At 73.5% G+C, this 22,443-nt stretch carries 19 protein-coding genes and 2 tRNA genes; 9 read left to right on the top strand and 12 right to left on the bottom strand.

All coding sequences use genetic code 11. The features are described from left to right. Positions 1-79: 79 nt before the first annotated feature. Positions 80-3,073: an AfsR/SARP family transcriptional regulator gene (locus ACR807_RS01595; RefSeq protein WP_438919341.1), complete on the top strand. Its 2,994-nt coding sequence runs from the start codon at positions 80-82 to the stop codon at positions 3,071-3,073. Positions 3,074-3,562: 489 nt separating this feature from the next. On the opposite strand, the gene ACR807_RS01590 is transcribed toward ACR807_RS01595, so the two are convergent. Continuing rightward, a tRNA-Lys gene (locus tag ACR807_RS01590) sits at positions 3,563-3,635 on the bottom strand. Between the two features lie 296 nt (positions 3,636-3,931). Here ACR807_RS01590 and ACR807_RS01585 point away from each other — a divergent pair. Next, complete coding sequence (locus ACR807_RS01585) at positions 3,932-5,077, top strand: L,D-transpeptidase (RefSeq protein ID WP_438919340.1); 1,146 nt, start codon at positions 3,932-3,934, stop codon at positions 5,075-5,077. Positions 5,078-5,093: 16 nt separating this feature from the next. Here ACR807_RS01585 and ACR807_RS01580 read toward each other — a convergent pair whose 3' ends face one another. From ACR807_RS01580 to ACR807_RS01565, 4 genes are all read right to left on the bottom strand, one after another. Further along, positions 5,094-6,734 (bottom strand): ABC-F family ATP-binding cassette domain-containing protein, encoded by a 1,641-nt coding sequence (locus tag ACR807_RS01580; protein ID WP_438919339.1) that lies wholly within the window; start codon positions 6,732-6,734, stop codon positions 5,094-5,096. A gap of 57 nt (positions 6,735-6,791) precedes the next feature. Beyond that, positions 6,792-6,867 (bottom strand) — tRNA-His (locus tag ACR807_RS01575). 63 nt (positions 6,868-6,930) lie between these two features. Further along, on the bottom strand, positions 6,931-7,542 hold the full coding sequence (gene orn, locus ACR807_RS01570; protein WP_438919338.1) for an oligoribonuclease: 612 nt from the start codon (positions 7,540-7,542) through the stop codon (positions 6,931-6,933). Between the two features lie 69 nt (positions 7,543-7,611). Next, the gene (locus tag ACR807_RS01565; RefSeq protein WP_438919337.1) at positions 7,612-8,901 is read right to left on the bottom strand and encodes an MFS transporter; all 1,290 of its coding nucleotides are present in this window, start codon (positions 8,899-8,901) and stop codon (positions 7,612-7,614) included. Positions 8,902-8,972: 71 nt separating this feature from the next. Here ACR807_RS01565 and ACR807_RS01560 point away from each other — a divergent pair, with 71 nt between their 5' ends. Further along, positions 8,973-9,947 carry a GlxA family transcriptional regulator gene (locus tag ACR807_RS01560; protein ID WP_438919336.1) on the top strand — a complete coding sequence of 325 codons (975 nt, stop codon included), beginning with the start codon at positions 8,973-8,975 and terminating at the stop codon, positions 9,945-9,947. Positions 9,948-9,993: 46 nt separating this feature from the next. Here the strand turns inward: ACR807_RS01560 and ACR807_RS01555 are convergent, their stop codons facing one another. The 6 genes from ACR807_RS01555 to ACR807_RS01530 form a co-directional block, all read right to left on the bottom strand. Continuing rightward, positions 9,994-11,529: a PH domain-containing protein gene (locus ACR807_RS01555; protein WP_438919335.1), complete on the bottom strand. Its 1,536-nt coding sequence runs from the start codon at positions 11,527-11,529 to the stop codon at positions 9,994-9,996. A gap of 59 nt (positions 11,530-11,588) precedes the next feature. Further along, complete coding sequence (locus ACR807_RS01550; protein ID WP_438919334.1) at positions 11,589-12,080, bottom strand: PH domain-containing protein; 492 nt, start codon at positions 12,078-12,080, stop codon at positions 11,589-11,591. A gap of 58 nt (positions 12,081-12,138) precedes the next feature. After that, the gene (locus ACR807_RS01545) at positions 12,139-12,291 is read right to left on the bottom strand and encodes a hypothetical protein (protein WP_438919333.1); all 153 of its coding nucleotides are present in this window, start codon (positions 12,289-12,291) and stop codon (positions 12,139-12,141) included. A 301-nt stretch (positions 12,292-12,592) separates the two neighbouring features. Beyond that, positions 12,593-14,173: an AMP-binding protein gene (locus ACR807_RS01540; protein ID WP_438919332.1), complete on the bottom strand. Its 1,581-nt coding sequence runs from the start codon at positions 14,171-14,173 to the stop codon at positions 12,593-12,595. 147 nt (positions 14,174-14,320) lie between these two features. After that, the gene (locus ACR807_RS01535; protein WP_438919331.1) at positions 14,321-14,518 is read right to left on the bottom strand and encodes a hypothetical protein; all 198 of its coding nucleotides are present in this window, start codon (positions 14,516-14,518) and stop codon (positions 14,321-14,323) included. 220 nt (positions 14,519-14,738) lie between these two features. Further along, complete coding sequence (locus ACR807_RS01530; RefSeq protein ID WP_438919330.1) at positions 14,739-15,212, bottom strand: MarR family winged helix-turn-helix transcriptional regulator; 474 nt, start codon at positions 15,210-15,212, stop codon at positions 14,739-14,741. A gap of 104 nt (positions 15,213-15,316) precedes the next feature. Here ACR807_RS01530 and ACR807_RS01525 point away from each other — a divergent pair, with 104 nt between their 5' ends. The 6 genes from ACR807_RS01525 (at position 15,317) to ACR807_RS01500 (ending at position 21,727) form a co-directional block, all read left to right on the top strand. After that, positions 15,317-15,928, top strand: a complete 612-nt coding sequence (locus ACR807_RS01525; protein ID WP_438919329.1) for an FMN-dependent NADH-azoreductase — start codon at positions 15,317-15,319, stop codon at positions 15,926-15,928. 95 nt (positions 15,929-16,023) lie between these two features. Further along, positions 16,024-17,022 (top strand): tetratricopeptide repeat protein, encoded by a 999-nt coding sequence (locus ACR807_RS01520; protein ID WP_438919328.1) that lies wholly within the window; start codon positions 16,024-16,026, stop codon positions 17,020-17,022. Between the two features lie 10 nt (positions 17,023-17,032). Continuing rightward, positions 17,033-17,368: a hypothetical protein gene (locus tag ACR807_RS01515; protein WP_438919327.1), complete on the top strand. Its 336-nt coding sequence runs from the start codon at positions 17,033-17,035 to the stop codon at positions 17,366-17,368. A gap of 39 nt (positions 17,369-17,407) precedes the next feature. Continuing rightward, positions 17,408-19,582 carry a protein translocase subunit SecD gene (secD, locus tag ACR807_RS01510; RefSeq protein ID WP_438919326.1) on the top strand — a complete coding sequence of 725 codons (2,175 nt, stop codon included), beginning with the start codon at positions 17,408-17,410 and terminating at the stop codon, positions 19,580-19,582. 53 nt (positions 19,583-19,635) lie between these two features. After that, the gene (locus ACR807_RS01505) at positions 19,636-20,796 is read left to right on the top strand and encodes a lactate 2-monooxygenase (protein WP_438919325.1); all 1,161 of its coding nucleotides are present in this window, start codon (positions 19,636-19,638) and stop codon (positions 20,794-20,796) included. A 64-nt stretch (positions 20,797-20,860) separates the two neighbouring features. Next, positions 20,861-21,727: a hypothetical protein gene (locus ACR807_RS01500; protein WP_438919324.1), complete on the top strand. Its 867-nt coding sequence runs from the start codon at positions 20,861-20,863 to the stop codon at positions 21,725-21,727. Here the strand turns inward: ACR807_RS01500 and ACR807_RS01495 are convergent. Beyond that, positions 21,709-22,386 carry a helix-turn-helix transcriptional regulator gene (locus tag ACR807_RS01495; protein WP_438919323.1) on the bottom strand — a complete coding sequence of 226 codons (678 nt, stop codon included), beginning with the start codon at positions 22,384-22,386 and terminating at the stop codon, positions 21,709-21,711. The two genes, ACR807_RS01500 and ACR807_RS01495, sit on opposite strands and share 19 nt — an antisense overlap. Positions 22,387-22,443 lie beyond the last annotated feature (57 nt).

The raw sequence follows: 22,443 nt of genomic DNA, 5'->3' as shown, positions 1-22,443 counted from the left end.
GGTAGAAGTCCTACGGGAGATCTCAACCGTGAAGCACACTGGAGGCACAGGAACATCGGGCCAGCGAAAGGTGGCGCTGGTGGATCTCAAGATCATGGGCAAGACGCGATTACACATCGGCGGGAAAGATCACGACTTGGGGCCCGCCAAGCACCGCAGGATCCTCACAATGCTGCTCTACTACTTCCCCCGGTCCGTGCAGATCGACCGGATGGCGCAGGTCTTCTGGCCGGGGAGCACGCCTGAACAGGTGCGGAGCAGTCTCCAGCCGATCATCAGCAAGCTGCGGGCAATTCTGGCCAAATCCGGGACAGGTGCTTCCATATTGAAGGAGGGGCACGCGTACCGGCTTGTCGTCGAGCCGGCCGAGGCGGTGGACTACTATCGTTTCCGCAAATTGGCGGACCGAGGGCGAATGGCCGCACAGGCAGGTGACCACCGCGCCGCGAAGGAGTTGCTCCGCGAGGCGCTGGCGCTGTGGGACGGGCGCCCCCTGCAGGAAGTGGAAGGCGCCTGGGCCGATCGTTGCCGTGACCAGATGGAGACGTTCGACCGATTGCCCGCCTTCTACGCGCTGCTGGACTGCCAGCACCAGTTGGGCGAGCACCTGGAGGTCATGGCGGAGGCCGGGAGGCTGACCGCCACGCTCGCGCCCGACGAGGCGTTCGCCGGGTTGTACATGCGTTCCCTGGACGCGCTGGGCCGCTACTCGGCGGCGCTCGACTTCTACGCCGCGTTCTGCCGCAGGCTCTTCGAGCACATCGGTGCGGAACCGGGCCCGCAACTGCGCGACCTCTACCGCTCGATCCTGCGCAAGCAGGAGAGCACGGCGTCCGCGAGCGCCACACCGCCGCACCAGATCCCGCCCCCCGCGCGCAACTTCATCGGCCGCGAGGACCTGCTGGCCGAACTCGACGCGCTGCTCGACGGTGACGGCGGCGGTGGCCGCGTGGTCGCCCTCCACGGGATGCCGAGCGTCGGCAAGAGCCAACTGGCGCTCAAGTGGGCGGCGCGCCGCCTCGGCAGCTTCCCGGACGGCAACCTGTACGTCGAACTGCGGGGGTACAGCGCCGGCACGCCGGTCGCGGCCGACGACGTGCTCGCCTTCCTGCTCCGCTCGCTCGGCGCCGAGCGGATACCGGCCACCGGCGACGAGCGCAGGCTCGAACTGCGCCGGATCATCGGCGGTCGTCGGCTGCTGATCCTGCTCGACGACGCGCACGAGAGCACGCAGGTGCGACCGGTGCTCGCCGCGACACCGAACTGCGTCACGATCATCACCAGCCGCACGCGCCTGTTCGGACTGGGCGTCCTCGACCACGTCGACCTGAAGTCCGTGCCGCCGCTGTCCGCGTCCGAGTCGGTCTCGTTGCTGCGCAAGGAGATCGGCCGCACCCGCGCCGACGAGGACCCCTCGGCGGTGCGCGACCTGGCGGGCCTCGTCGGCGGCCTGCCCCTGGGACTGCGGATCATCGCGCAGCAGGTCGTCCACCGCCCCGGCACGTCGATCGCCGACCTGGCCGAGGAGTTCCGCGGCCACGACGGCCTGGGCGTCCTGGGCGACGTGCACGACAGCGACGACGAGAGCGCCACGCTGCCCGTCGCGTTCTCGTGGTCCTTCCGCTACCTTCCCGCCGACACCGCGCACGTCTTCCGCCTCCTGGGGCTGAACCCGACGACCGAGTTCGGCGTCGACGTGGTGAGCGCGCTGCTCGGGGAGCCCGCGGAGGTCGTGGCCGCCCACCTCGGCGTGCTGGTCCGGCACAACCTGCTCGACCACGGCACCGCGCCGCGGCGCTTCCGGCTGCACGACACCCTGCACGGCTTCGCGCTGCTCCTGGTGCGCAGGGACGAACCCACGCAGGTCCGCACGAGCGCGTTGAAGAGGATGCTGGACTGGTTCCTGGCGTCCTCGGGTGTCGCGGCTCACGAACTCGACCCGCAGACCTCACCGGTGCCCCCACTGGCCGGGATGTCCGCCACCGCGGTCTCGCTGAACGGTCAGGCCGAGGCGTTGAAGTGGTTGAGCGACGAGCGGGCGAACCTGGTCGCGGCCGTGTCCCTCGCCGTGCGGCACGGCTTCCACGACCACGCCTGGCGGATTTCCGCGAACTTCCACGAGGCGTACGACCGCTCCGGTTACTACGAGGACTTCCTCATCAGTCACCGGGTGGCGTTGAAAGCCGCGACCGCGCTGGGCGACCTCGAAGCGATCAGCGGCACCCACAGCAACCTCGGAATGGTCCTGTACCGCCTGGAGAGGTACGTCGAGGCGCGGGACCACTTCCACGCGGGTGTGGAGATCGCGGAGCGGATCGGCGCCCAGGAAATACAACTCATCTGCAACCACAACCTCGCGGGAATCCACCTCGCGCTGGGCGAGATCGCCTCGGCCATCGCGCTCTACCGGAGCACCCTCGAAGCGGTGCGGAAATCCGGGTACCGCGACGGCGAGGCGTACGCGCTCAACGAGTTGGCGAACGCCTACCGCAAAGCGGAGCAGGACGACCTGGCGTTGGGGCATTACTACGAGGCGCTGGAGATAAGGCGTTCCATAAGGCACCTGCGCGGCGTCGCGACCACGCTCACGAACCTCGGGACGCTGCACCTCAGCCGCGGGGAACTGGACCTGGCCCTGCTCCGCCTGGGCGAGGCGCTGGCGCTGCACCCCGTCGGGGGCGATCGGATCCGGACGGGGGAAGCGCTGGTCGCGATCACCGAGGTGGAGTACAACCTCGGCAGGCTGGACGAGGTCGTGGCCCACGCCGAGCAGGCGGTCGCGGTCTGCGACGCCATCGGCGCGCACGCGGGGCGCGGCCACGCCCTCCACCTGTGGGGCGACGCGCTGGCGGCCCTCGGCGGGGACGAGGACGAGGTCGAGGAGCTGTGGCGCCGGGCCGACGACGCCCTGCGCCAGAGCGGGAGCGTCGGTGCCCACGGTGTCGGTGCCCACGGCGTCGGCGAGCACCTGGCAGTGCGCGCCCGTGCCCGTGCGCCGATTCCGCTCCCGCGCTCGACCGACCCCCGTCCGGCCGCATCCCCATCACAGGAGGTGACAAGGCACGTGCCATGACTGGGTGTAGTTCACACTAAATAGTGAACTTCAAACCCTAAAGTGCATAATTAATTGACGCCGACTTGTTGTTGAGCAGTGCGGCTACGGGGTCCGTCCCTCTGATGGGGGACCCCTGCTTGAGGTCGCCCCAGTGGTCCGTGATCGAATGCGCCGTGCGCGAAATGACCAGCCGCCTTATGCGGAACGCTCGTGTTCTGATTGCCGGCGCCTTGACGAACCGCCACGTGCTCATGGTGGCCGGGGCGGTCTTGATGTGCTGGCCCGGCCGCATCGGCTGAAACCGCGGGAACCTCTGAGAGGGGAAGCAGTGGACATCCACTTACGCAAGACCCGAAGAACCTGCGTCGGAACGCCTGTGGCGCCGACGTGACCGGAGGGGCGGAGGCATTGCCTTCGCCCCCTGGGGGTGAAGTGCGGTTCACCGGATCGACATGCCGACAAAGCAATGAGGACCACCGGTGAACGGTGGCCCTCTTCGCTGTGCTGTGCGCCGCCAGGGACTCGAACCCCGAACCCGCTGATTAAGAGTCAGCTGCTCTGCCAGTTGAGCTAGCGGCGCTCGGACCTTGTTGCTCCGTCCGACGTGGAGAACATTAGCACAGCGTCTCTCCCGGCTCCCAATCGCCTGGTCAGAGCGGGTGTGCCCGCCTTCGTCCAGGGGGAACTTCGCCTTGGTAACGATCCAGTATCACGGGCAACACCGTCAACCCTCGGGGCGTCACCTTGTCAGGGGACACCGAAGTGCCCGCCTACGGGCAGTGCCGGTGTTCTGGGGACTTGAGCGGAGGACGTGTGATGGCTCGTAGCCGGGGGGCGCGCGGAGCGCTGGGGATCGTCGCGGTGGGGTTGGTCGCGATGTTGGTCACAAGTTGCTCGTCGGGGTCGGCGAGCACGGAGAGCGCCGGGGGCGGGACCTCGACCTCCGCGTCGACCTCGTCCGCGCCGCCGCCCAAGCCCGTGGCGCTGAGCACCGGGCCCGCGGACGCGGCGGTCGACGTGCCGCCCGGGCAGCCGGTCGTCGTCACGGCGACGGACGGCAAGCTGACCTCCGTCACGCTGACCAACCCGGAGGGCAAGGCGGTCGCCGGGCAGGTGAGCCCGGACGGTCTCCAGTGGACCAACACCGAACCGCTGGGCTACCAGAAGACCTACACCCTCTCGGTGACGGGCCAGGGCTCGGACGGCGCGCCGGTCACGAAGAACTCGACGTTCACCACCGTCAAGCCGCGCACGCTGACCTACCTGTCGGTCACGCCGCTCGACGGCGCGGTGGTCGGCATCGGCCAGCCGCTGGCGTTCTCCTTCGACGAGCCGATCGCCGACAAGGCGGCGGCCGAGGCGATGATCTCCATCACCACGGAGCCCAAGGTCGAGGGCGCCTTCTACTGGTTCGACGAGAAGACCGTCCACTGGCGCCCGCGGGACTACTGGACGCCCGGCACCAAGATCACCGTCAACGCGAAGGTCTACGGCAAGCACGTGGGCAACGGCGTGTACGGCGAGGAGGACCGGCTCGTCACGGCGACCATCGGCGACGCGGTGGTCCACGAGGCGGACGGCGCCGCGCACCAGGTCGTCACCAAGGTCAACGGCCAGGTCGTGCGCACCATGCCCACCTCGATGGGCGACGCGCAGAACCCGACGCCGACCGGCACGTACGTGCTGATGGAGAAGCACGCCGACATGACCATGGACTCCCGCACGTACGGCCTGTCGCTGGAGGCGGGCGGGTACGTGACGCCGGTGAAGTGGGCGTTCCGGATGTCCAACAGCGGCATCTTCTTCCACGGCGCGCCGTGGTCCGTCGGCGACCAGGGGCACCGCAACGTCAGCCACGGCTGCCTGAACCTGTCGCTGGAGAACGCCCGGTGGGTGTTCGAGAACTCCAAGCAGGGCGACGTCGTCGTGGTGACCAACAGCGGCGGGCCGGCGCTGCAGTCGTGGGACGGGTTCGGCGACTGGCAGATCCCGTGGGAGCAGTGGGTCAAGGGCAACCGCTAGCCCCCGGCGGGGAGCGCTAGAGCACCAGGTCGGTCACGCGGCCCGCCGCCACTTCCAGGCGGCGGGTCGTGCGCACCGCGGTGAGCATCCGCCGGTCGTGGGTGACCAGCAGCAGCGTGCCGGTGTAGGACTCCAGGGCCGCTTCGAGCTGCTCGATCGCGGGCAGGTCGAGGTGGTTCGTCGGCTCGTCCAGCACGAGCAGGTTCACGCCGCGCGCCTGGAGCAGGGCCAGCGCGGCCCGGGTGCGCTCACCGGGCGACAGGGACGCGGCGGGCCGCAGCACGTGCGCCGCCCGCAGCCCGAACTTCGCCAGCAGCGTGCGCACGTCGGCGGGCACGAGGTCGGGCACGGCCGCGCCGAACGCGTCCAGCAGCCCCTCGGGGCCCAGGAACAGCCCGCGCGCCTGGTCGACCTCGCCCACGACCACCCCGGAGCCCAGGGACGCCGACCCGGACGTCACCGGCACCCGCCCCAGCAGGGCACCGAGCAGGGTGGACTTGCCCGCGCCGTTCGCGCCGGTGATGGCGACCCGGTCGGCCCAGTCCACCTGGAGGTCGACGGGGCCGAGGGTGAAGTCGCCCCGGGTCACCACGGCCGACCGCAGCACCGCCACCACCGAGCCGGAGCGGGGCGCGGCGGCGATCTCCATCCGCAGCTCCCACTCCTTGCGGGGTTCCTCCACGACGTCCAGCCGCTCGATGAGCCGCTCGGTCTGCCGGGCCTTGGCGGCCTGCTTCTCGGTGGCCTCGGTGCGGAACTTGCGGCCGATCTTGTCGTTGTCGGGGGCCTTGCGGCGGGCGTTCTTGACGCCCTTCTCCATCCAGGACCGCTGCGTGCGGGCGCGGTCCTCCAGCCCGGAGCGGGTGTTCGCGTACTCCTCGTACTCCTCGCGGGCGTGCCGGCGGGCCACCTCGCGCTCCTCCAGGTACGCCTCGTACCCGCCGCCGTAGGTGCGCACCTGCTGCTGGGCCAGGTCCAGCTCCACGACCCGGGTGACGGTGCGCGCCAGGAACTCGCGGTCGTGCGACACCAGCACGGCACCCGCCCGCAGCCCGGTGACGAACGCCTCCAGCCGGGCCAGGCCGTCGAGGTCCAGGTCGTTCGTCGGCTCGTCGAGCAGGAACACGTCGTACCGGCTGAGCAGCAACGACGCCATGCCGGCGCGGGCCGCCTGGCCGCCGGAGAGCGCCGTCATCGGCTGGTCGAGCGACACGCCGAGCCGGAGCGACGCGGCGATCTCCTCGGCCCGCTCGTCGAGGTCCGCGCCGCCGAGGGCCAGCCACCGCTCCAGCGCCGCCGAGTAGGTGTCGTCGTGGTCCTCGCCCGCGGTGAGCAGCTCGGTGGCCCGGTCGAGGGCGACCTGCGCGTCGGCGACGCCGGTGCGGCGGGCCAGGAACGCGCGGACCGTCTCGCCGGGACGCCGTTCGGGCTCCTGCGGCAGGTGGCCGACGGTGGCCGTGGTGGGGGAGAGGCGGACCACGCCCTCCTCGGCGGGCAGCAGCCCGGCCAGGGTGCGCAGGAGGGTGGACTTCCCCGCGCCGTTCGCCCCGACGAGACCCACCACGTCGCCAGGGGCGACCACGAGGTCGAGACCGGAGAACAGCACGCGGTCGCCGTGCCCGGCGGCCAGGTCCTTCGCGACGAGCGTGGCGCTCACGACAACTCCTTGCACAAGGAAGACGCCCCCCGACGAGGCGTCGGGGGGCGTTCCGCTTGGGGTGAGTGACGGGACTTGAACCCGCGACACCTGGGATCACAACCCAGTGCTCTACCGACTGAGCTACACCCACCAAGGCCGGTCGACCCGGCGGGGAGAAGCATACAGTGCCCTCCCACCGAGTTCGAAATCGGCCCTACCCGAGACCGTCGGCGGCCAGGAGTTCGCTGGCCACGGCCTGTGCCTGCTCCGAGGTCGGGCCCGGCTGGGGCACGAACGCGGTGCGCCGGTAGTACGCCAGCTCCCGGATGGACTCCCGGACGTCGGCGAGCGCCCGGTGCGCGAGGCCCTTGCCCGGCTGCGCGTAGTAGATGCGCGGGTACCAGCGCCGGCACAGCTCCTTGATCGACGACACGTCGACCATCCGGTAGTGCAGGTGGGCGTCCAGCTCCGGCATGTCGCGGGCGATGAAACCGCGGTCGGTGGCGATCGAGTTGCCCGCCAGCGGCGCGGTGCGCGGGTCGGGGACCCACTCCTTGACGTAGGCGAGCACCAGGGCCTCGGCCTCGGCGAGCGACACGGTCGACCGCCGCACCTCCTCGGTCAGGCCCGACTTGGCGTGCATCTGCACCACGACGTCCGGCATCGAGTCGAGCGCGGTGTCGTCGGCGTGGATCACCACGTCGACCCCCTCGCCGAGCACGTTCAGCTCGGCGTCGGTCACCAGCGCCGCGATCTCGATCAGGGCGTCCTTGCCGAGGTCGAGGCCGGTCATCTCGCAGTCGATCCACACCAGTCGATCCATCACCCGCGCGAGCCTAGTCGCCCGGTGGGCGCGGGTCCGTGCCGCTCGGGGTGGAGGTCGCTACCGATCTCATCACGCCCGCACCGGGTCGACCTCGGGCTCGACCGGCCGCTGCCGCCGGCCCCGGACCTTCATCGACAGGAACGCGGCGGCGATGCTGAGCAGTCCGGCCACGTACCAGGCGGGCGCGTAGTTCCCGAAGTGGTCGCGGGTGAGGCCGGCGGCGGTGGCGGCGATCGCGGCGCCGATCTGGTGCGAGGCGAACACCCAGCCGAACACGACGGGCGCGGACAGGCCGAACACCTCGCGGCACAGGGCCACGGTCGGCGGCACGGTGGCCACCCAGTCGAGGCCGTAGAAGATGATGAACACGAGCATCGACGGGTGCACCGAGTCGTGGAACAGCTGCGGCAGCACGAGCAGCGACGCGCCGCGCAGGGCGTAGTACACGGCCAGCAGGACGCGGCTGTCGACGCGGTCGGTGAGCCAGCCGGACAGCACGGTGCCGGCGATGTCGAACACGCCGACGAGCGCGAGCAGGCCTGCGGCCGTCGTGGTGGGCATCCCGTGGTCGTGCGCGGCGGGGATGAAGTGGGTGCCGACCAGCCCGTTGGTGGTGGCGCCGCAGATGGCGAACCCGGCGGCGAGGAACCAGAACGGGCCGGTGCGCGCGGCGGAGGTCAGCGCGCCGATCGCGCGGCGGGCGGCCCCCGGCCCGGTCGCCGGGACGGGCACGACCTCGGTGCCGCCGTAGGGCGGGACGCCGACGTCGGCGGGGTGCTCGCGCAGGAACAGCAGCACCAGCGGCACGACCGCGAGGGCCGCCACCGACACCACCAGGGACGCCGAGCGCCAGCCCGACGTCTCCGACAGCGCGGCCACGACGGGCAGGAACACGAGCTGGCCCGTCGCGCCGCCCGCGGTGAGGACGCCGGTGACCAGCCCGCGGTGCTTGACGAACCAGCGGCCGGTGATGGTCGCGACGAACGCGAGCGCCATCGAGCCGGTGCCCAGGCCGACCAGCACGCCCCAGAACAGCACGAGCTGCCACGCGGTGGTCATGAACACGGTCAGGCCGCTGCCCACGGCGACGAGCGTCAGCGCGAACGCCACGACCCGGCGGACGCCGAAGCGCTCCATCAGGGCGGCGGCGAACGGCGCGGTGAGGCCGAAGAGCAGCAGGTTGACCGACACGGCGAGGCCGATGGTGCCGGTGGACCAGCCGAACTCCTCCTTGAGCGGTTCGATCAACGCGCCCGGCGTGGCGCGGAAGGCCGCCGCGCCGACGAGTGCGACGAACGCGACCCCCGCGACCACCCACGCCCAGTTCTGCTTGCTGCTGACACCACCAGGAAGGCTCACGCCGAGAAGGGTGCGTGACCGGGCCGCCCGAGGAAAGTGGCCTGATGGCCATCATGTGCAAGAATCGGGCCATGGAGCGCCGTCACCTGATCGCCGTGCTCGCCCTGGACCAGGTCGTCGGCTTCGACCTGGGCACGCCGACGCAGGTCTTCAACGCCGCCCGCGACGAGGACGGCCGGCGGTTCTACGACGTGCGGGTGTGCACGCCGGGCAGCGCCCCGGTGCGCAGCTCGGCCGGGTTCACGATCACCCCGGACCACGGCCTGGAGCTGCTCGCCGAGGCGGACACGGTGGTCGTCTCGGGCATCAGCCACGGCTCCTCGGTGCTGGCCGAGGGCGTGCTCGACCCCGGGGTGCGCGACGCCCTGCGCTCCGCCGCCGCACGGGGCGCGCGGGTGATGTCCATCTGCACGGGCGCGTTCGTGCTCGCCGCCGCCGGCCTGCTCGACGGCAGGCGGGCCACCACGCACTGGGCGCACGCGGACAACTTCCGCCGGCTGTTCCCGCACGTCGACCTCGACCCGGACGTGCTGTTCGTCGACGGGGGCGACGTGCTCACCTCGGCGGGCGTCGGCGCGGGCGTGGACCTGTGCCTGCACCTGATCCGCGGTGACCACGGCAGCGAGGTCGCGAACATGGCGGCCCGCCGCTGCGTCGTCCCGCCGTGGCGGCCGGGCGGCCAGTCCCAGTACATCGTGCGCCCGGTCCCGGAGGTCACCGACACCTCCACGGCGGCGGCCCGCGCGTGGGCGCTGGAGCACCTGGCGGAACCGCTCGACCTGCGCGCCCTGGCCGACCGGGCGCGGATGAGCGTGCGCACCTTCACCCGCCGGTTCCGCGAGGAGACCGGCGTGAGCCCCGGCAAGTGGATCACCCAGCAGCGCGTGGAGCGGGCCCGCCACCTGCTGGAGACCACGGACCTGGCGATCGACCAGGTGGCGCGGCACGCCGGGTTCGGCACGGGCGCGGCCCTGCGCCAGCAGATGAGCGCGACGCTGGGCGTGGCGCCGAGCGTGTACCGCACCACGTTCCGCTCGGCCGGCTAACGCCCACCGCCACCGGCCGTTCCGTCCACATCGGACGGGACGTGGCTCACCGCCGAGGCGCTCCCCGCTCCAGGAAGGGGCGCAGGAGGTCGGGCACGGCGGCGTCGGCCAGGGCCAGGCCGTCGACCTCCCCGATGTCGACCGCGTGGTACGCGCCGTCGCCCGCCGCCGTGGTGGCCGAGACGGTGAGGAGGTTCGCGCGGCGCTGGAAGAACGAGCGGGAGAAGCGCCAGCCGATGATGCCGGTGCGCTGGAGCGCGACGGTCTCGCGGATCGCGGAACCCTGGCGGACGACCAGGTGGCGGTCGGTGAGCGCGTGGCCGAGGGAGCGGTAGCGGTCCCAGCCCAGCAGCGCGGAGAACGGGACGAGCGCCAGCACCACCTGCCACGTCCAGGCGGGCGCGAACCAGGCCAGGGCGGCGGCGAGCACGAGCAGCGGCACGACGGCGCGCACGAGCCGCCTGCGCAGGGCGGCGAACGGGTGCCGGCGCAGCGGGGCCAGCGTCGGCGGCGGGTCCTGCCGCAGGACGGTCGCCGACACGCGATGAGCTTCGGCGACCGGGGCGGCGGGCAGCAGCAGGCTGCTCTCCCCCTTGCGCCCCAGGCCGGTGGTGACGGTCCGGGCGTGCGCGCCGCGACCGGCGCGCAGCAGCAGCGGTTCCACGAGCTCCACGCCGCGCAGCCGCTGCTCGGCCACGGACACCGAGCGCGTGGTGAGCAGCCCGCGCTGGACGCGCACGGTGTCGTCGGGCTCGCGGGTCAGCCGGTAGCCCCAGAACTGCACGACGTAGACGAGGACCGAGCCGAGGGTGGCGATCAGCGCCACGACCCCGGTGACGAGCGCGACGGTGAGCAGCACGGGCTGGTCGACCACCCAGTGCGCGGCGTCGGTCAGCGGGCCGAGGACCTCGACCTCCAGCTCCCGCGCGAAGTTCATCGCGAACCCGAACAGCGCGCCCGCCGCGACCAGCCCGGACAGCGTCAGCGGGGCGTAGCGCAGCCAGCGGTTGTCCCACGTGGACAGGACGACGCCGGGGCGCGCTTCCTCCTGCGGCGCCGCGCTTTCCGGGCGGGCGACGGTGAGCAGCAGCACGCGCAGCCGCTCGGCCTCGGCCGAGGACACCGCGTCCAGCGTCAGCCCGTCCTCGCCCGGCTGGTCGCGCTGCCCGGTGCCGACGCGGACGGCGGACAGCCCGAACAGCCGGTGGCCCAGCTTCGCGGTCAGGTCGACGGTGCGGATGCGGTCGCGCGGCACGGCGAGGCGCTTGCGCACGAACAGGCCGGTGCGCAGCTCCACCTGCTCGGCGGTGATGCGGTACCGGGTGGTGACCCAGCGCAGCAGGCCGAACAGCACGATCGCCACGACCAGGCCGACGCTGGTCAGGATGCGCCACGCCTCACCGGTGCCGAGCACCAGCAGGCCGACGAGCAGCGGCACGAGGCCCAGCAGCTCGTTGAGGGGCCGCACGATGAGCATCCGCACGTCGAGGCGGTGCCAGTCGACGACCGGCTCGACGTACTCGGGGGCGGCGGGCAGGTCGACGGGTGGCAGGCCGGTGGGGGACAGGCCGGTGGGTGGCAAGCCGGTGGGTGGCAAGCCGGCGGACGGGGCGGGTGGCGGACCCGGGGGCACGTCGGCGGTCACGTGGCGTCACCGGGCGTGGCCTGCGTCGTGGTGGTCAGCTCGTCGGCCAACCGGACCGCGTCGTCGCGGTCGAGGCCCTCGATGTGCACGGGACCGGCGGCCGACGCGGTGGTGACCGTGACCGTGGAGAGCCCCAGCAGCTGCTGGAGCGGCCCGCGCTTGGTGTCCACGGTCTGGATGCGGGACACCGGGGCGATGCGCCACTCCTGGTTGAGCCAGCCGGCCAGGGTGTAGACGGCGTCCGGGGTGGCCTCCCAGCGGTGCACCCGGTACCGCCAGCGCGGCATGACCAGGGTGTGCGCGGTGCCCAGGACCAGGGTCGCGACCGCGGCGGCGACCTGCCACGGCGACCGGGTGAACACCAGGGCGACCACCTGGGGGACCAGCAGCACCAGCCAGCCGATCAGCGCGTGGAGGGTCCAGAGGGTGATCGACTTGCGGCTCACCTGGTGCCGCGGCGCACGCAGGCGCAGGACTTCGCTGCTCACACCGTCCACTGTGCCTCAAGGCCGGGCCCGCGCGTGCGCGAACCCGGCCCTGAGGGGGTCACGGCTGTGCCGAGTAGGGCGGCTGGAAGACCTTCGAGGCATCCGCCGTCGAGGTGTCCACGGCGGCCGCGGTGGGCGCGCCGACGACGACCGCGAGGCCGGCGCAGAGTGCCAGCGCCGCCAGGAACTTGCGCAGGGAGGGCACGACCATCGTCGAACTCCGTTCGATAGGGCGCGGTGCGTCACGGGCGAGGGGGCGCGCCGCGGGACACCCGCCGGTGGTGGCGCGTCCGAACCTCATCGCACCACCGCCGCTTCGTCGGGGAACGCAGGGGGAAGCGTCCAAGCGGAGCATGGCACACCGGGTCAGCGCGGTCATCACCCACTTTCGTCGTTGTCCGCCGGGAATACCCGGGAATACCTTCGGGGTGACCACCGGGCGGCGGACGGCGCTTCGGCACGGCGCAGCTCGCGCGGGGACCGCCACCGGCCGCCCCCGTCGACGGGGGTGCTCACCCCAGCTCGCGCTTCAGGACCTTCCCGGTGGCGTTGCGGGGCAGCGCGTCGAGGAACACGACCTCGCGCGGCACGGAGAACCTGGCCAGGTTGTCGCGCACGTGCCCGCGCACCGCGTCGGCGTCGAGCGACCCGGGTTCCTCGGGCACCACGTACGCGGCCAGGCGCTGCCCGAACTCCTCGTCGGGCACGCCGACGACGGCGACCTCGCGCACCCCGGTGAGGGCGGCCAGCAGGTCCTCGACCTCGCGCGGGTACACGTTCTCGCCGCCGGAGACGATCATCTCGTCGTCGCGGCCCACCACGAACAGCAGGCCGTCGTCGTCGCGGTGGCCGAGGTCGCCGGTGGCCATGAGGCCGTCCCGCACCTCCTTGCCGCCGCCGTGGGTGTAGCCGTCGAACAGCATCCCGTTGGCCACGAAGATGCGGCCGGTGGTGCCCGGCGGCACGGCGGCGCCGTCCTCGTCGAGGATCGCCAGGCGGGTGCCGCGCGGCGGCAGGCCCGCCGTGCCGGGTCGGCGGGCCAGCTCGTCGGGGCGGGCGATGCTCACCCACGACACCTCGGTGGAGCCGTAGAGGTTGTAGAGCACGGGGCCCAGCTCGGCCAGGCAGCGGCGGGCCACCGGCGGCGGCAGCGCCGAGCCGCTGGAGGCGACGACCCGCAGCGACGGCACGTGCGGTCGCTCCGGCTGCTCCAGGACCCGTTGGAGCATCACGGGCACGACGAACAGCGCGTCGGCGTCGTGGTCGCGCACGTCGGCGAGGACGAGCGCGGGGTCGAACCTCCGGCGCAGCACGAGCGTCGCGCCCAGCACCAGGGCGATCTGGAACGCGGCGAGGCCCCAGGTGTGGAACAGCGGCGCGGGCACGGCGAACCGGTCGCCCGCCCTCAGCGGGATGCGCGAGAGCAGCGCGGCGGCCGGGGTGAGGCTCGCCGGCTCGGGCCGCCTGGCCCCCTTGGGCGCGCCGGTCGTGCCGGAGGTCAGCACGACCAGCCGGCCGCGCGGCGGGCGCGCGGGCAGGCGGGTGGCGGGGGAGGAGGCGATGAGCTGCTCCAGGGTCGTGCCCCCGGAGGTGCCCTCGACCCACGCCACGACCCGGCGCACCTCGCCCGGCGCGTCCGCCAGCAGGTCGTGGAACTCGGTGTCGGCGACGACGACCGCCGCGTCCTGCTCGCGCAGCACGGTGGCGACCTGGCCCGCGCTCAGGCCGGTGTTGAGCAGCACCACGTGCGCGCCGAGCTTCACCGACGCGGTCACGGTCTCCACGAACCCGCGGTGGTTGCGGCACAGCACCGCGACCTTGGAGCCCGCGCGCACGCCCAGGCCGCGCAGGCCGTGGGCGAGGCGGGTGGTGCGCTCGTCGACCTCGGCGAAGGTCAGCGCGCCCAGGTCGTCGACGACCGCGGGCCGGTCGGGGTGCCGGGCCGCGCCGTGGGCGTAGCCGAAGGCGATCGTCAGGTCCCACCGGAGGTAGGCGCGCAGCACGCCGAGCAGCCGGCGCGGCGCCACGGGCCGCACGACCCCGGCGCGCACCAGCGTGACCAGGGCGCGCAGGGCTCCCGCGACGCGGTTCACCGCACGGCCCGGTGGTCGGGGCGCGCGAGCGGGCGCCCGCCGGTGGGACCTGTCGTTCCGGTGACGGGGTAGGTGCTCACGGTTCCGATACTGACACTACCTACCCGCGAGTAGGAAGAGTGCGGCGGAAAATCGGAACGGGCGGGATCAGTTTTCGGGGGTGCCGGACGCGTTCACCACCGCGTCGCGCAGGGCGGCCCGCAGGCGGCCCACCTCCAGCGGCGTGAGGACGGCGGCCTCGCCCGGCGGCACGGTCACCACCACGTGGCCCTGGCTCACGAAGACCGTCATGTCACGGCGCCGGGACGCGATGTCGCGGCAGGTGATCTGCCACTCCTTGCTCATGCTCACGTTCCCTCTACCTCCCACTGTCCCGACACGGGTGCTCGGACCGCCCGGGCGCTCGCGGAGAGGAGACGCACGCGGGTCGGTGCCATGACGGTGAAACCGCCGGGCAGTTGTGCCGAGCTGGTCACAGCGTTGCACGGGGTGACCGATCCAGTCACCTGAGCGGGTGAAAAATGGCTGAACCGCAACGGATCGTGATAATTCGTCCGCCGCTGGACTAGAGGCAGGACCCCTGATCGGGGTGCCGGGCCGAGGCGATGAGCCGGTGCAGCAAGGTCCGCAGCACGTGCAGCTCGCCCGGGTCGAGGTCGGCGGTGAACCCCGCCTCGGCCTCGGCGTGCAGGCGCTCGACCTCGACCTGCACGGCCCGGCCGCGCTCGGTGAGCGAGGGCACCCGCACGCGCCGGTCGTTCGGGTCGGGCTTGCGCACGATCAGCCCCGCCCGCTCCAGGCGGTCCAGCTCGGCGGTCAGCGTCGTCTTGTCCACCGCGAGGGCGTGGCCGAGGGCGAGCTGGGTGCGCGGGAACTCGTCGTTGGACAGCGCGCTGAGCACCAGTTGCCCGCGCGCGGTGACGCCGTGCCGGGCCGCCGCCTCCTGCGCCACCGCACCCAGCTTCTGCGCCGCGCGGTGCAGGAGCCAGTTGAGGTCGGCCTGCCTGGCGCAGGCGGACTCGGTGACGGGTTCGGCCATGACCGGAATCATACGCCGCAGGTCAGACGTTCTCGCTTGAGAACATCTTGACTCGGAACTACTCAAGCCATATGTTCTCAACCAAGAACTTCTTGGGAGGAACCATGACCGAGCTGCTGCACATCGACACGAGCCTGCGCACGGGGGGATCGGTGTCCCGCGAGGTCACGGCGGCGTTCGCGCAGGCGTGGCTGGCCGCGAACCCGGACGGCGGCCACACCTACCGCGACCTGGCGGCCGACCCGCTGCCGCACATCGACGCCACGACGCTGGCCGCCCGCGCGGGGGCGGGGGACCGGACGCTGGAGGAGCGCGTGCGCGGCGAGCTGCTGGCGGCGGACACGCTGCTGATCGGCGCACCCATGTACAACTTCGGGGTGCCGTCGACGCTCAAGGCGTGGCTGGACTGGGTGATCGTGCCGGACCTGATCGTCGACCAGCGGACCGGCGAGGGGCCGTTGGTCGGCAAGAGGGTCGTCGTGGTCACCGCCCGCGGCGGCGCCTACTCGGCGGGCACGCCGCTGCACCGCTTCGACTTCCAGGAGCCCTACCTGCGGGCGGTGTTCGCGATGGTCGGGCTCGACCGGGACCTGGAGTTCGTGCACGCCGAGATGACCAAGGCGCACGACGCGCCGGAGTTCGCCGAGCACCGCGGCCACGCCGACGCCTCCCGCGAGGACGCCCACCGCGCGGTGCGCAAGCTCGCCGCCGCCTGACCCCGGCCGGCGGGAACCGCCCGGGGGTCGGTTCCCGCCACCGGTTCCGCATCACCCGGACGTGGGGGCTTTTCCGCGCTGTCATGCTGGGGGACATGCCGGAGCCGATCGCCGCGGCCGTGGTCCGCGCCGCCGAGCTCACCGCCCGCGGCCTGCCCCGGCAGGCGATCGACGTCCTCCGCCCCGTGCTGGCCGCGAACCCGCTGCACGCCGAGGCGTGGTGCCGGCTCGCCGCCGCGCACCTCGACGCGGGCGAACCCGACCCCGCGCTGACCGCCGCGAAGCGGGCCCTCGTGCTCGGCGGCGACCACGCGTGGGCGCAGCGCCTCGCCGCCCTGGCGCTGAGCGAACTCGGCAGGCACCCCGAGGCGACCGCGTCGGCCCGCGAGTGCGTGCGCCGCGAACCCGACGACTGGCGCTGCCGGGTCGTGCTCGCCGAGGTCCTGGCCGCCGACCCGGGCGGGCGGGCCGAGGCCGTCGAGGTCGCCCGGCGGGCCGCGCACCTCGCGCCCGGCGAGGCCCGCGCCCACCAGGTCCTCGGCGACGCGGCGCTGCGCGTGCGCGACTGGGGCACCGCCGAGCGCGCCTACCGCACCGCGCTGCGGCTCGACCCGCACGCCGACGACGTGCGCGCCAACCTCGCCACCGTGCGCCGCCGGCGCGGCGGCCGATCCGTCGAGACCCCCGGCGACGCGTTGAGCGCCGCGCACGCCCTCGTGTGGCCCGCGCTGTCGCGGCTGGCCGTGCTGCTGGTGGCGGGCGGCCTGCTGTTGCTGCTCGCGGGGATGCCCAGGCCGACGCCGGTGCTGGCCTGGTTCTCCGCCGCGCTGCCGCTCGGGGTCGTCGCGGTGGTGGGCGGGCTGCTGCTGCGGGCGCGCCGGGGCGTGCGGCGGGCACTGGCCCACCTGCCCCGGCACCGGCCGCGGGTCGCCGTCGTGGTGGTGCTGTTCGGCGCGGCGACCCTCGTGCTGGCCGGCTGGACGATCGCGCTGTTCCTGGGCGCCACCACGGTGCAGCCGCTGGTCATCGCCTGGCTGTGCGCGCTGCTCGGCGGGGCCGTCGTCGTCCTGGGCGGTGCCCGCCCGGACCGCTAGCCTGGGTGGCGTGACCCGGCGCGCCCTCCTCGCGGTCCTCGCGATGATCGCGGGCTTCGTCGTGTCCGGACCCGTGACCACCGCCCCGGCCGACCCGGTCGCCGTGTCGGCCGCGGTGGACGCCGCGCACCTGCCCGGCACCACCACCCGGTCGACCGCCGTGCACCCGGTGCAGCAGGTCGCGGGCCACCTCGGCCAGCCGCTGGACGGCGTCCAGCCGCCCGTGCACGCCACCCCCGCCCCGGTGCCGCGGGTGGACGTCGTCGACCCGACCCACCGCACCCCCGAGCGCGCCGGCCGCACCCCGCTCGGCGAACGAGCGCCGCCACCCACCTCCGGAACCTGAACCCCTCACCCGTTCACCTCGTCCGGAGGTCCCCCAGCCATGCCGCGCCCCAGCGCGCGGCGAGAACTCCTCGTCCGAGGGCTGCTGTCCCTCGGCGTGCTCGCCGCGTCCGCGTTCACCCTGCTCACCGTCCAACCGCGCCTCGGCCTCGACCTGCGCGGTGGAACTCAGATCGTTCTCGAAACCCCTCCCGAGGCCACGTCCGACGCCACCGACCGGGCCATGGAGGTGCTGCGCCGCCGCGTCGACGAACTCGGCGTCGCCGAACCCGTCCTCGCCCGCTCCGGCGACCACCGCATCGTCGTGGAGCTGCCCGGCGTGCAGGACCCGACCGAGGCCATCGAGGTCCTCGGCCGCACCGCCCAGCTGCGCGTGCAGCCCGTCACCGGGCCCGGCGACAAGCCGACGCCCGACGGCGACTCGGTCGCGCTCGGCGACGTCGTGATGACCGGCGAGGGCATCGAGGACGCCCGGGCCACCCCCAACCAGCAGGGCGTCGGCTACCTCGTCGGCGTCGACTTCCAGGGCGACGCCCCCGGCGCGTGGCAGCGGGTCACCGCCGACGCCGCGTGCGCCCGGCCCGGCGCGTACGAGCGGCGCGTCGCGTTCGTGCTCGACGACGAGGTGGTGTCCGCGCCGCAGGTCGACCCGTCCGTCGGCTGCGGCACCGGCATGATCGGCGGCAGCACGCAGATCACCGGCCGGTTCGCCCAAGCCGAGGCCGAGGAGCTGGCCCTGGTGATCCGCTCCGGCGCGCTGCCCGTGCCGGTCGAGGTCGTGGAGCAGCGCACCGTCGGCCCGACGCTCGGCGCGGACGCCATCGAGGCCAGCGCGCGTGCCGCCGTCATCGGCGTCGCCCTCACCGGCCTGTTCCTCGTGTTCACCTACCGGCTCGCCGGGCTCGTCGCGGTGCTCGCGCTCGTCGCCTACGCCGGCCTGTCCTACGCGGCGCTGCTCGCGATCGGCGCGACCCTCACCCTGCCGGGGCTCGCCGGGTTCGTGCTGGCGATCGGCATGGCGGTCGACGCGAACGTGCTGGTGTTCGAGCGGTCGCGGGAGGAGTACGCGCGCCGCAAACGCTTGCCCCGTTCGGTGGACCAGGGGTTCCGGGGCGCGCTGAGCGCCGTCGCCGACTCCAACACCACCACGCTGCTCGCCGCCGGCCTGCTGTTCTGGCTGGCCACCGGCCCGGTGAAGGGCTTCGGCGTCACGCTGTCCATCGGTGTCCTCGCGTCGCTGTTCAGCGCCCTGGTGCTGACCCGCGTGCTGCTCGGCCTCGTCGTGCCGCTGCTGGAGGAGCGGCCGTCCTGGTCCGGCCTGCACACCCTCGGCCGCGTCCGCACCTGGCTGACCACGCACGGCTTCGCCCTGTTCCGCCGCCCGGACCGCTGGCTGCTCACCGCCGGCGGCGTGCTGCTCGTCGCGGCGGCCGGCCTGCTCGCGCGCGGCCTCCAGCTGGGCGTCGAGTTCACCGGCGGCCGGGTGCTGGAGTTCACCGCGCCCGCGGCGGACGTCGGCCGGGTGCGCGCCGAGCTGTCCGCCGCCGGGTTCGGCGACGCCCAGGTCGTCACCTCCGGCACCGACGGCCTGTCCGTGCGCACGGGCCCGATCGACTCACCCGCCGCCGCCCGCGTGGGCGAGGCCGTCGACCGCGCCACCGGCGGGGCCGAGCAGCTCAGCAACGACCTCATCGGCCCCAGCCTCGGCTCCGAGCTGCGGCGCAACGCCCTGGTCGCGCTGGCCATCGCGGTCGCCGCGCAGCTCGCCTACCTGGCCGTGCGCTTCGACTGGCGGCTCGGCGTGGCCACCGTGGTCGCCCTGGTGACCGACGTCGTCGTCCTCGTGGGCGCCTTCGCCTGGCTGGGCAAGACCGCGGACGCCGTCTTCCTGGCCGCCCTGCTCACCGTCATCGGCTACTCGGTCAACGACTCGGTCGTGGTCTTCGACCGCGTCCGCGAACTCCGCACCCGCGGCGGCCCGTTCCGCGACGTGGTGAGCGACGCGGTGCTGCAAACCCTGCCCCGCACCGTGAACACGGGCATCGGCGTCCTGTTCGTCCTCGCCGCACTGCTCGTCCTGGGCGACGGCTCACTGGCCGACTTCGCCACGGCCCTGCTCATCGGCCTGGTGGCCGGCACCGCCTCCACCGTCCTCACCGCCGCGCCGGTGGCGATCCTCCTGAACCCCCGCGTCCCGGCCAGGACCAAGGCGTGATCCCCCGAGCCACCGCCCTGCCGAAGGGGGCGACCGTGTAGCAAGGTGTCCGCATGACGTCATTCGCCGCGTACCAGAACGAGATCTACCTCCAGGGCCTGGCGGGCACCGTGCCGCCGTTCACGACCGACCCCGAGGCGCTGGAGGCGTCCGCCCGGGAACGGCTCGGGCCCGGGCCGTTCTGGTACGTGGCGGGGGCGGCCGGGGGTGGGGGTACCGCTCGGGCCAACCGGGAGGCGTTCGACGACTGGCGGATCGTGCCGCGGATGTTGACGGACGCCACCGTGCGGCACCTCGGAACGACCGTCCTCGGCACCGAGATGCCCGCGCCGGTGATGTTGGCGCCGGTGGGGGTGCAGTCGATCCTGCACCCGGACGGCGAGTTGGCGACCGCGCGGGCCGCCGCCGGGCTGGGGGTGCCGTTCGTGCTGTCCACGGCGTCCTCGCACACGATCGAGGAGGTCGCGGAGGCGGCGCCCGACGCGGCGCGCTGGTTCCAGCTCTACTGGCCCAACGACCCGGACGTGGCCGTCAGCATCCTCGGCCGGGCGCGTGCCGCCGGGTACCGCGTCCTCGTCGTCACGCTCGACACGTGGACGCTCGCGTGGCGCCCGCACGACCTGGACCGGTCCTACCTGCCGTTCATCCGCGGCATCGGGACGGCGATCCCGTTCTCCGACCCGGCGTTCCGGGCGGGGCTCGCCGCGGCGCCCGAAGAGGACAAGCCGATGGCGATCCTGCGCTGGGTGCAGATGTTCACCGGCACGGACAAGTCGTGGGACCAGCTGTCCTTCCTGCGCGAGCACTGGGACGGCCCGATCGTCCTCAAGGGCATCCAGCACGTGGACGACGCGCGCAAGGCCGTCGACGCGGGGGTGGACGGCATCGTCGTGTCGAACCACGGCGGGCGGCAGGTGGACGGCGCGGTCGCCTCGCTGCACGTGCTGCCGGAGATCGCGGACGCCGTGGGCGAGCGGGTCGAGGTGCTGTTCGACTCCGGTGTCCGCTCCGGGGCCGACGTGGTGAAGGCGCTGGCCCTGGGGGCGAAGGCGGTGCTGGTCGGCCGGCCGTTCGCCTACGGCCTCGCGCACGGCGGCGAGGCCGGCGTGCGGCACGTGCTGCGCGGCCTGCTCGCCGACTTCGACCTCACGCTGGGCCTGTCCGGGCACCGCAGCCCGGCCGAGCTGAACCGCGAGGTGCTCCGGAAGCGGTGAGGGGAGGGGCGCGCGTCCGATCCGTTCAAGACGGCGGACCGCGCCCCCGCCTACCGTCGTCGGCATGATCGAAGCAGCACGCACCTTCCTCTGGCGGCACGCGCGCGTCCTCGAACAGCGCAGGTTCGCGTTCCTCTTCGACGGCGGCCCGGCCGAGCCGGTCGTGCACGCGGTCCTGTCGTACCGCAACGACGACGGCGGGTTCGGGCACGCCCTGGAGCCCGACGGCCGCGGCCCGTCCAGCCAGCCGCTGCACACCTTCACCGCGCTGTCGCTGCTGCACGAGGTCGGCGCGGCCGGCGAGCACGCCCGTGCCGCGTGCGACTTCCTCGCCGGGGTCACCGCCGCAGACGGCGGCGTGCCGAACAGCCTCGCCACCGCCGGCGACCACCCCAGGGCGCCGTGGTGGCAGGTCGGCGCGGACGGCGACCTGCTGATGACCGCGCTGCTGGCGGGCGTCCTGCACCGCGTGGGCGTCGAGCACCCGTGGCTCGACGGGGCCACCGACTTCTGCTGGTCACGCGTCGAGGGCCTGGACCGGTCGCACCCCTACGAGGCCGCCGCGTGCGCGCACTTCCTCGACGCCGTCCCGGACCGGTCGCGCGCGGAGGCCGCCTCGGAGCGGCTCGGGGCGCTCGTCCGCGAGCAGGGCCTGGTGGACCTCGGCGAGGGCCGGGCGCACGAGGGCTACGCCGCCGGCGAGACGCACAAGCCCCGCCAGTACGCGCCGACCCCGGACCACCTGGCCCGCCGCTGGTTCACCGACCGGGAGGTGGCCGAGGACCTCGACGCGCTCGTCGCGGCCCGGCAGGACGACGGCGGGTGGACGTTCGCGTGGCCGGCCTGGACCCCGATCACCACCTACGAGTGGCGTGCCGTCGTCACGATCGAGGCGCTGCTCACGCTGCGCGCCTACGGCCGGATCAGCTGACCCAGCGTCACGCCGGCCAGCTCGCGCACCTCCCGCGACAGGTGCGCCTGGTCGGCGTACCCGGCGCGCTGGGCGACCTCGGCGAACGCCACCCCGCGCCGCGCCGCCCGCACGGCCCGGTCGAACCGCAGCACCCGCTGGAGCACCTTCGGCCCGTACCCGAACGCCGCCAGGCACCGCCGGTGCAGCTGCCGCGTCGACAACCCCAGGTCGTCGGCCAGGCCGGCCGTCGTCGCGCCGCCCACGAGGGCCGCCACGACCGGGGCGACCAGGGGGTCGGCGGGGGACTCGCGGGCCCGGCGCACCGCCTCGGCCGCCAGCACCGCGCCGGGGTCGGCCGCCCGGGACAGCGCGTCCTCCAGCCGGTCGGTCGGGCCCCACAGCTCGGCCAGCGGCACCCGCCGGTCGCGCAGCACGTGCCCCGGCACGCCGAACACCGTGGGTCCCGCGCCCGGCCCGAACCGCACCCCGTGCAGCACGTGCGGCGCCGACGACGACATCACGTGCGCCACCGTGTCCGGTCCGGCGACGAACAGCTCGCCGGTGGACGAGAACATCACGTCCGTGCAGCCGTCCGGCACGACCCGGCCTACCTCGGGCACCGCCGACACCCGCTCCCACACGCAGGCGAGACCGGCGAACGGCCGTTCGACGTACACCCCGTCAACCTAACGCGGGGGTGGCGGGCCGTCGACGAGGACGACCGTCGACGAGGA

It is taken from the genome of Saccharothrix sabaoui (genome assembly GCF_051756985.1).
Classification (GTDB): Bacteria; Actinomycetota; Actinomycetes; order Mycobacteriales; family Pseudonocardiaceae; genus Actinosynnema.
The sequence above is the reverse complement of the archived record's forward strand: the minus strand, read 5'-3'. Positions and strand labels throughout refer to the sequence as shown.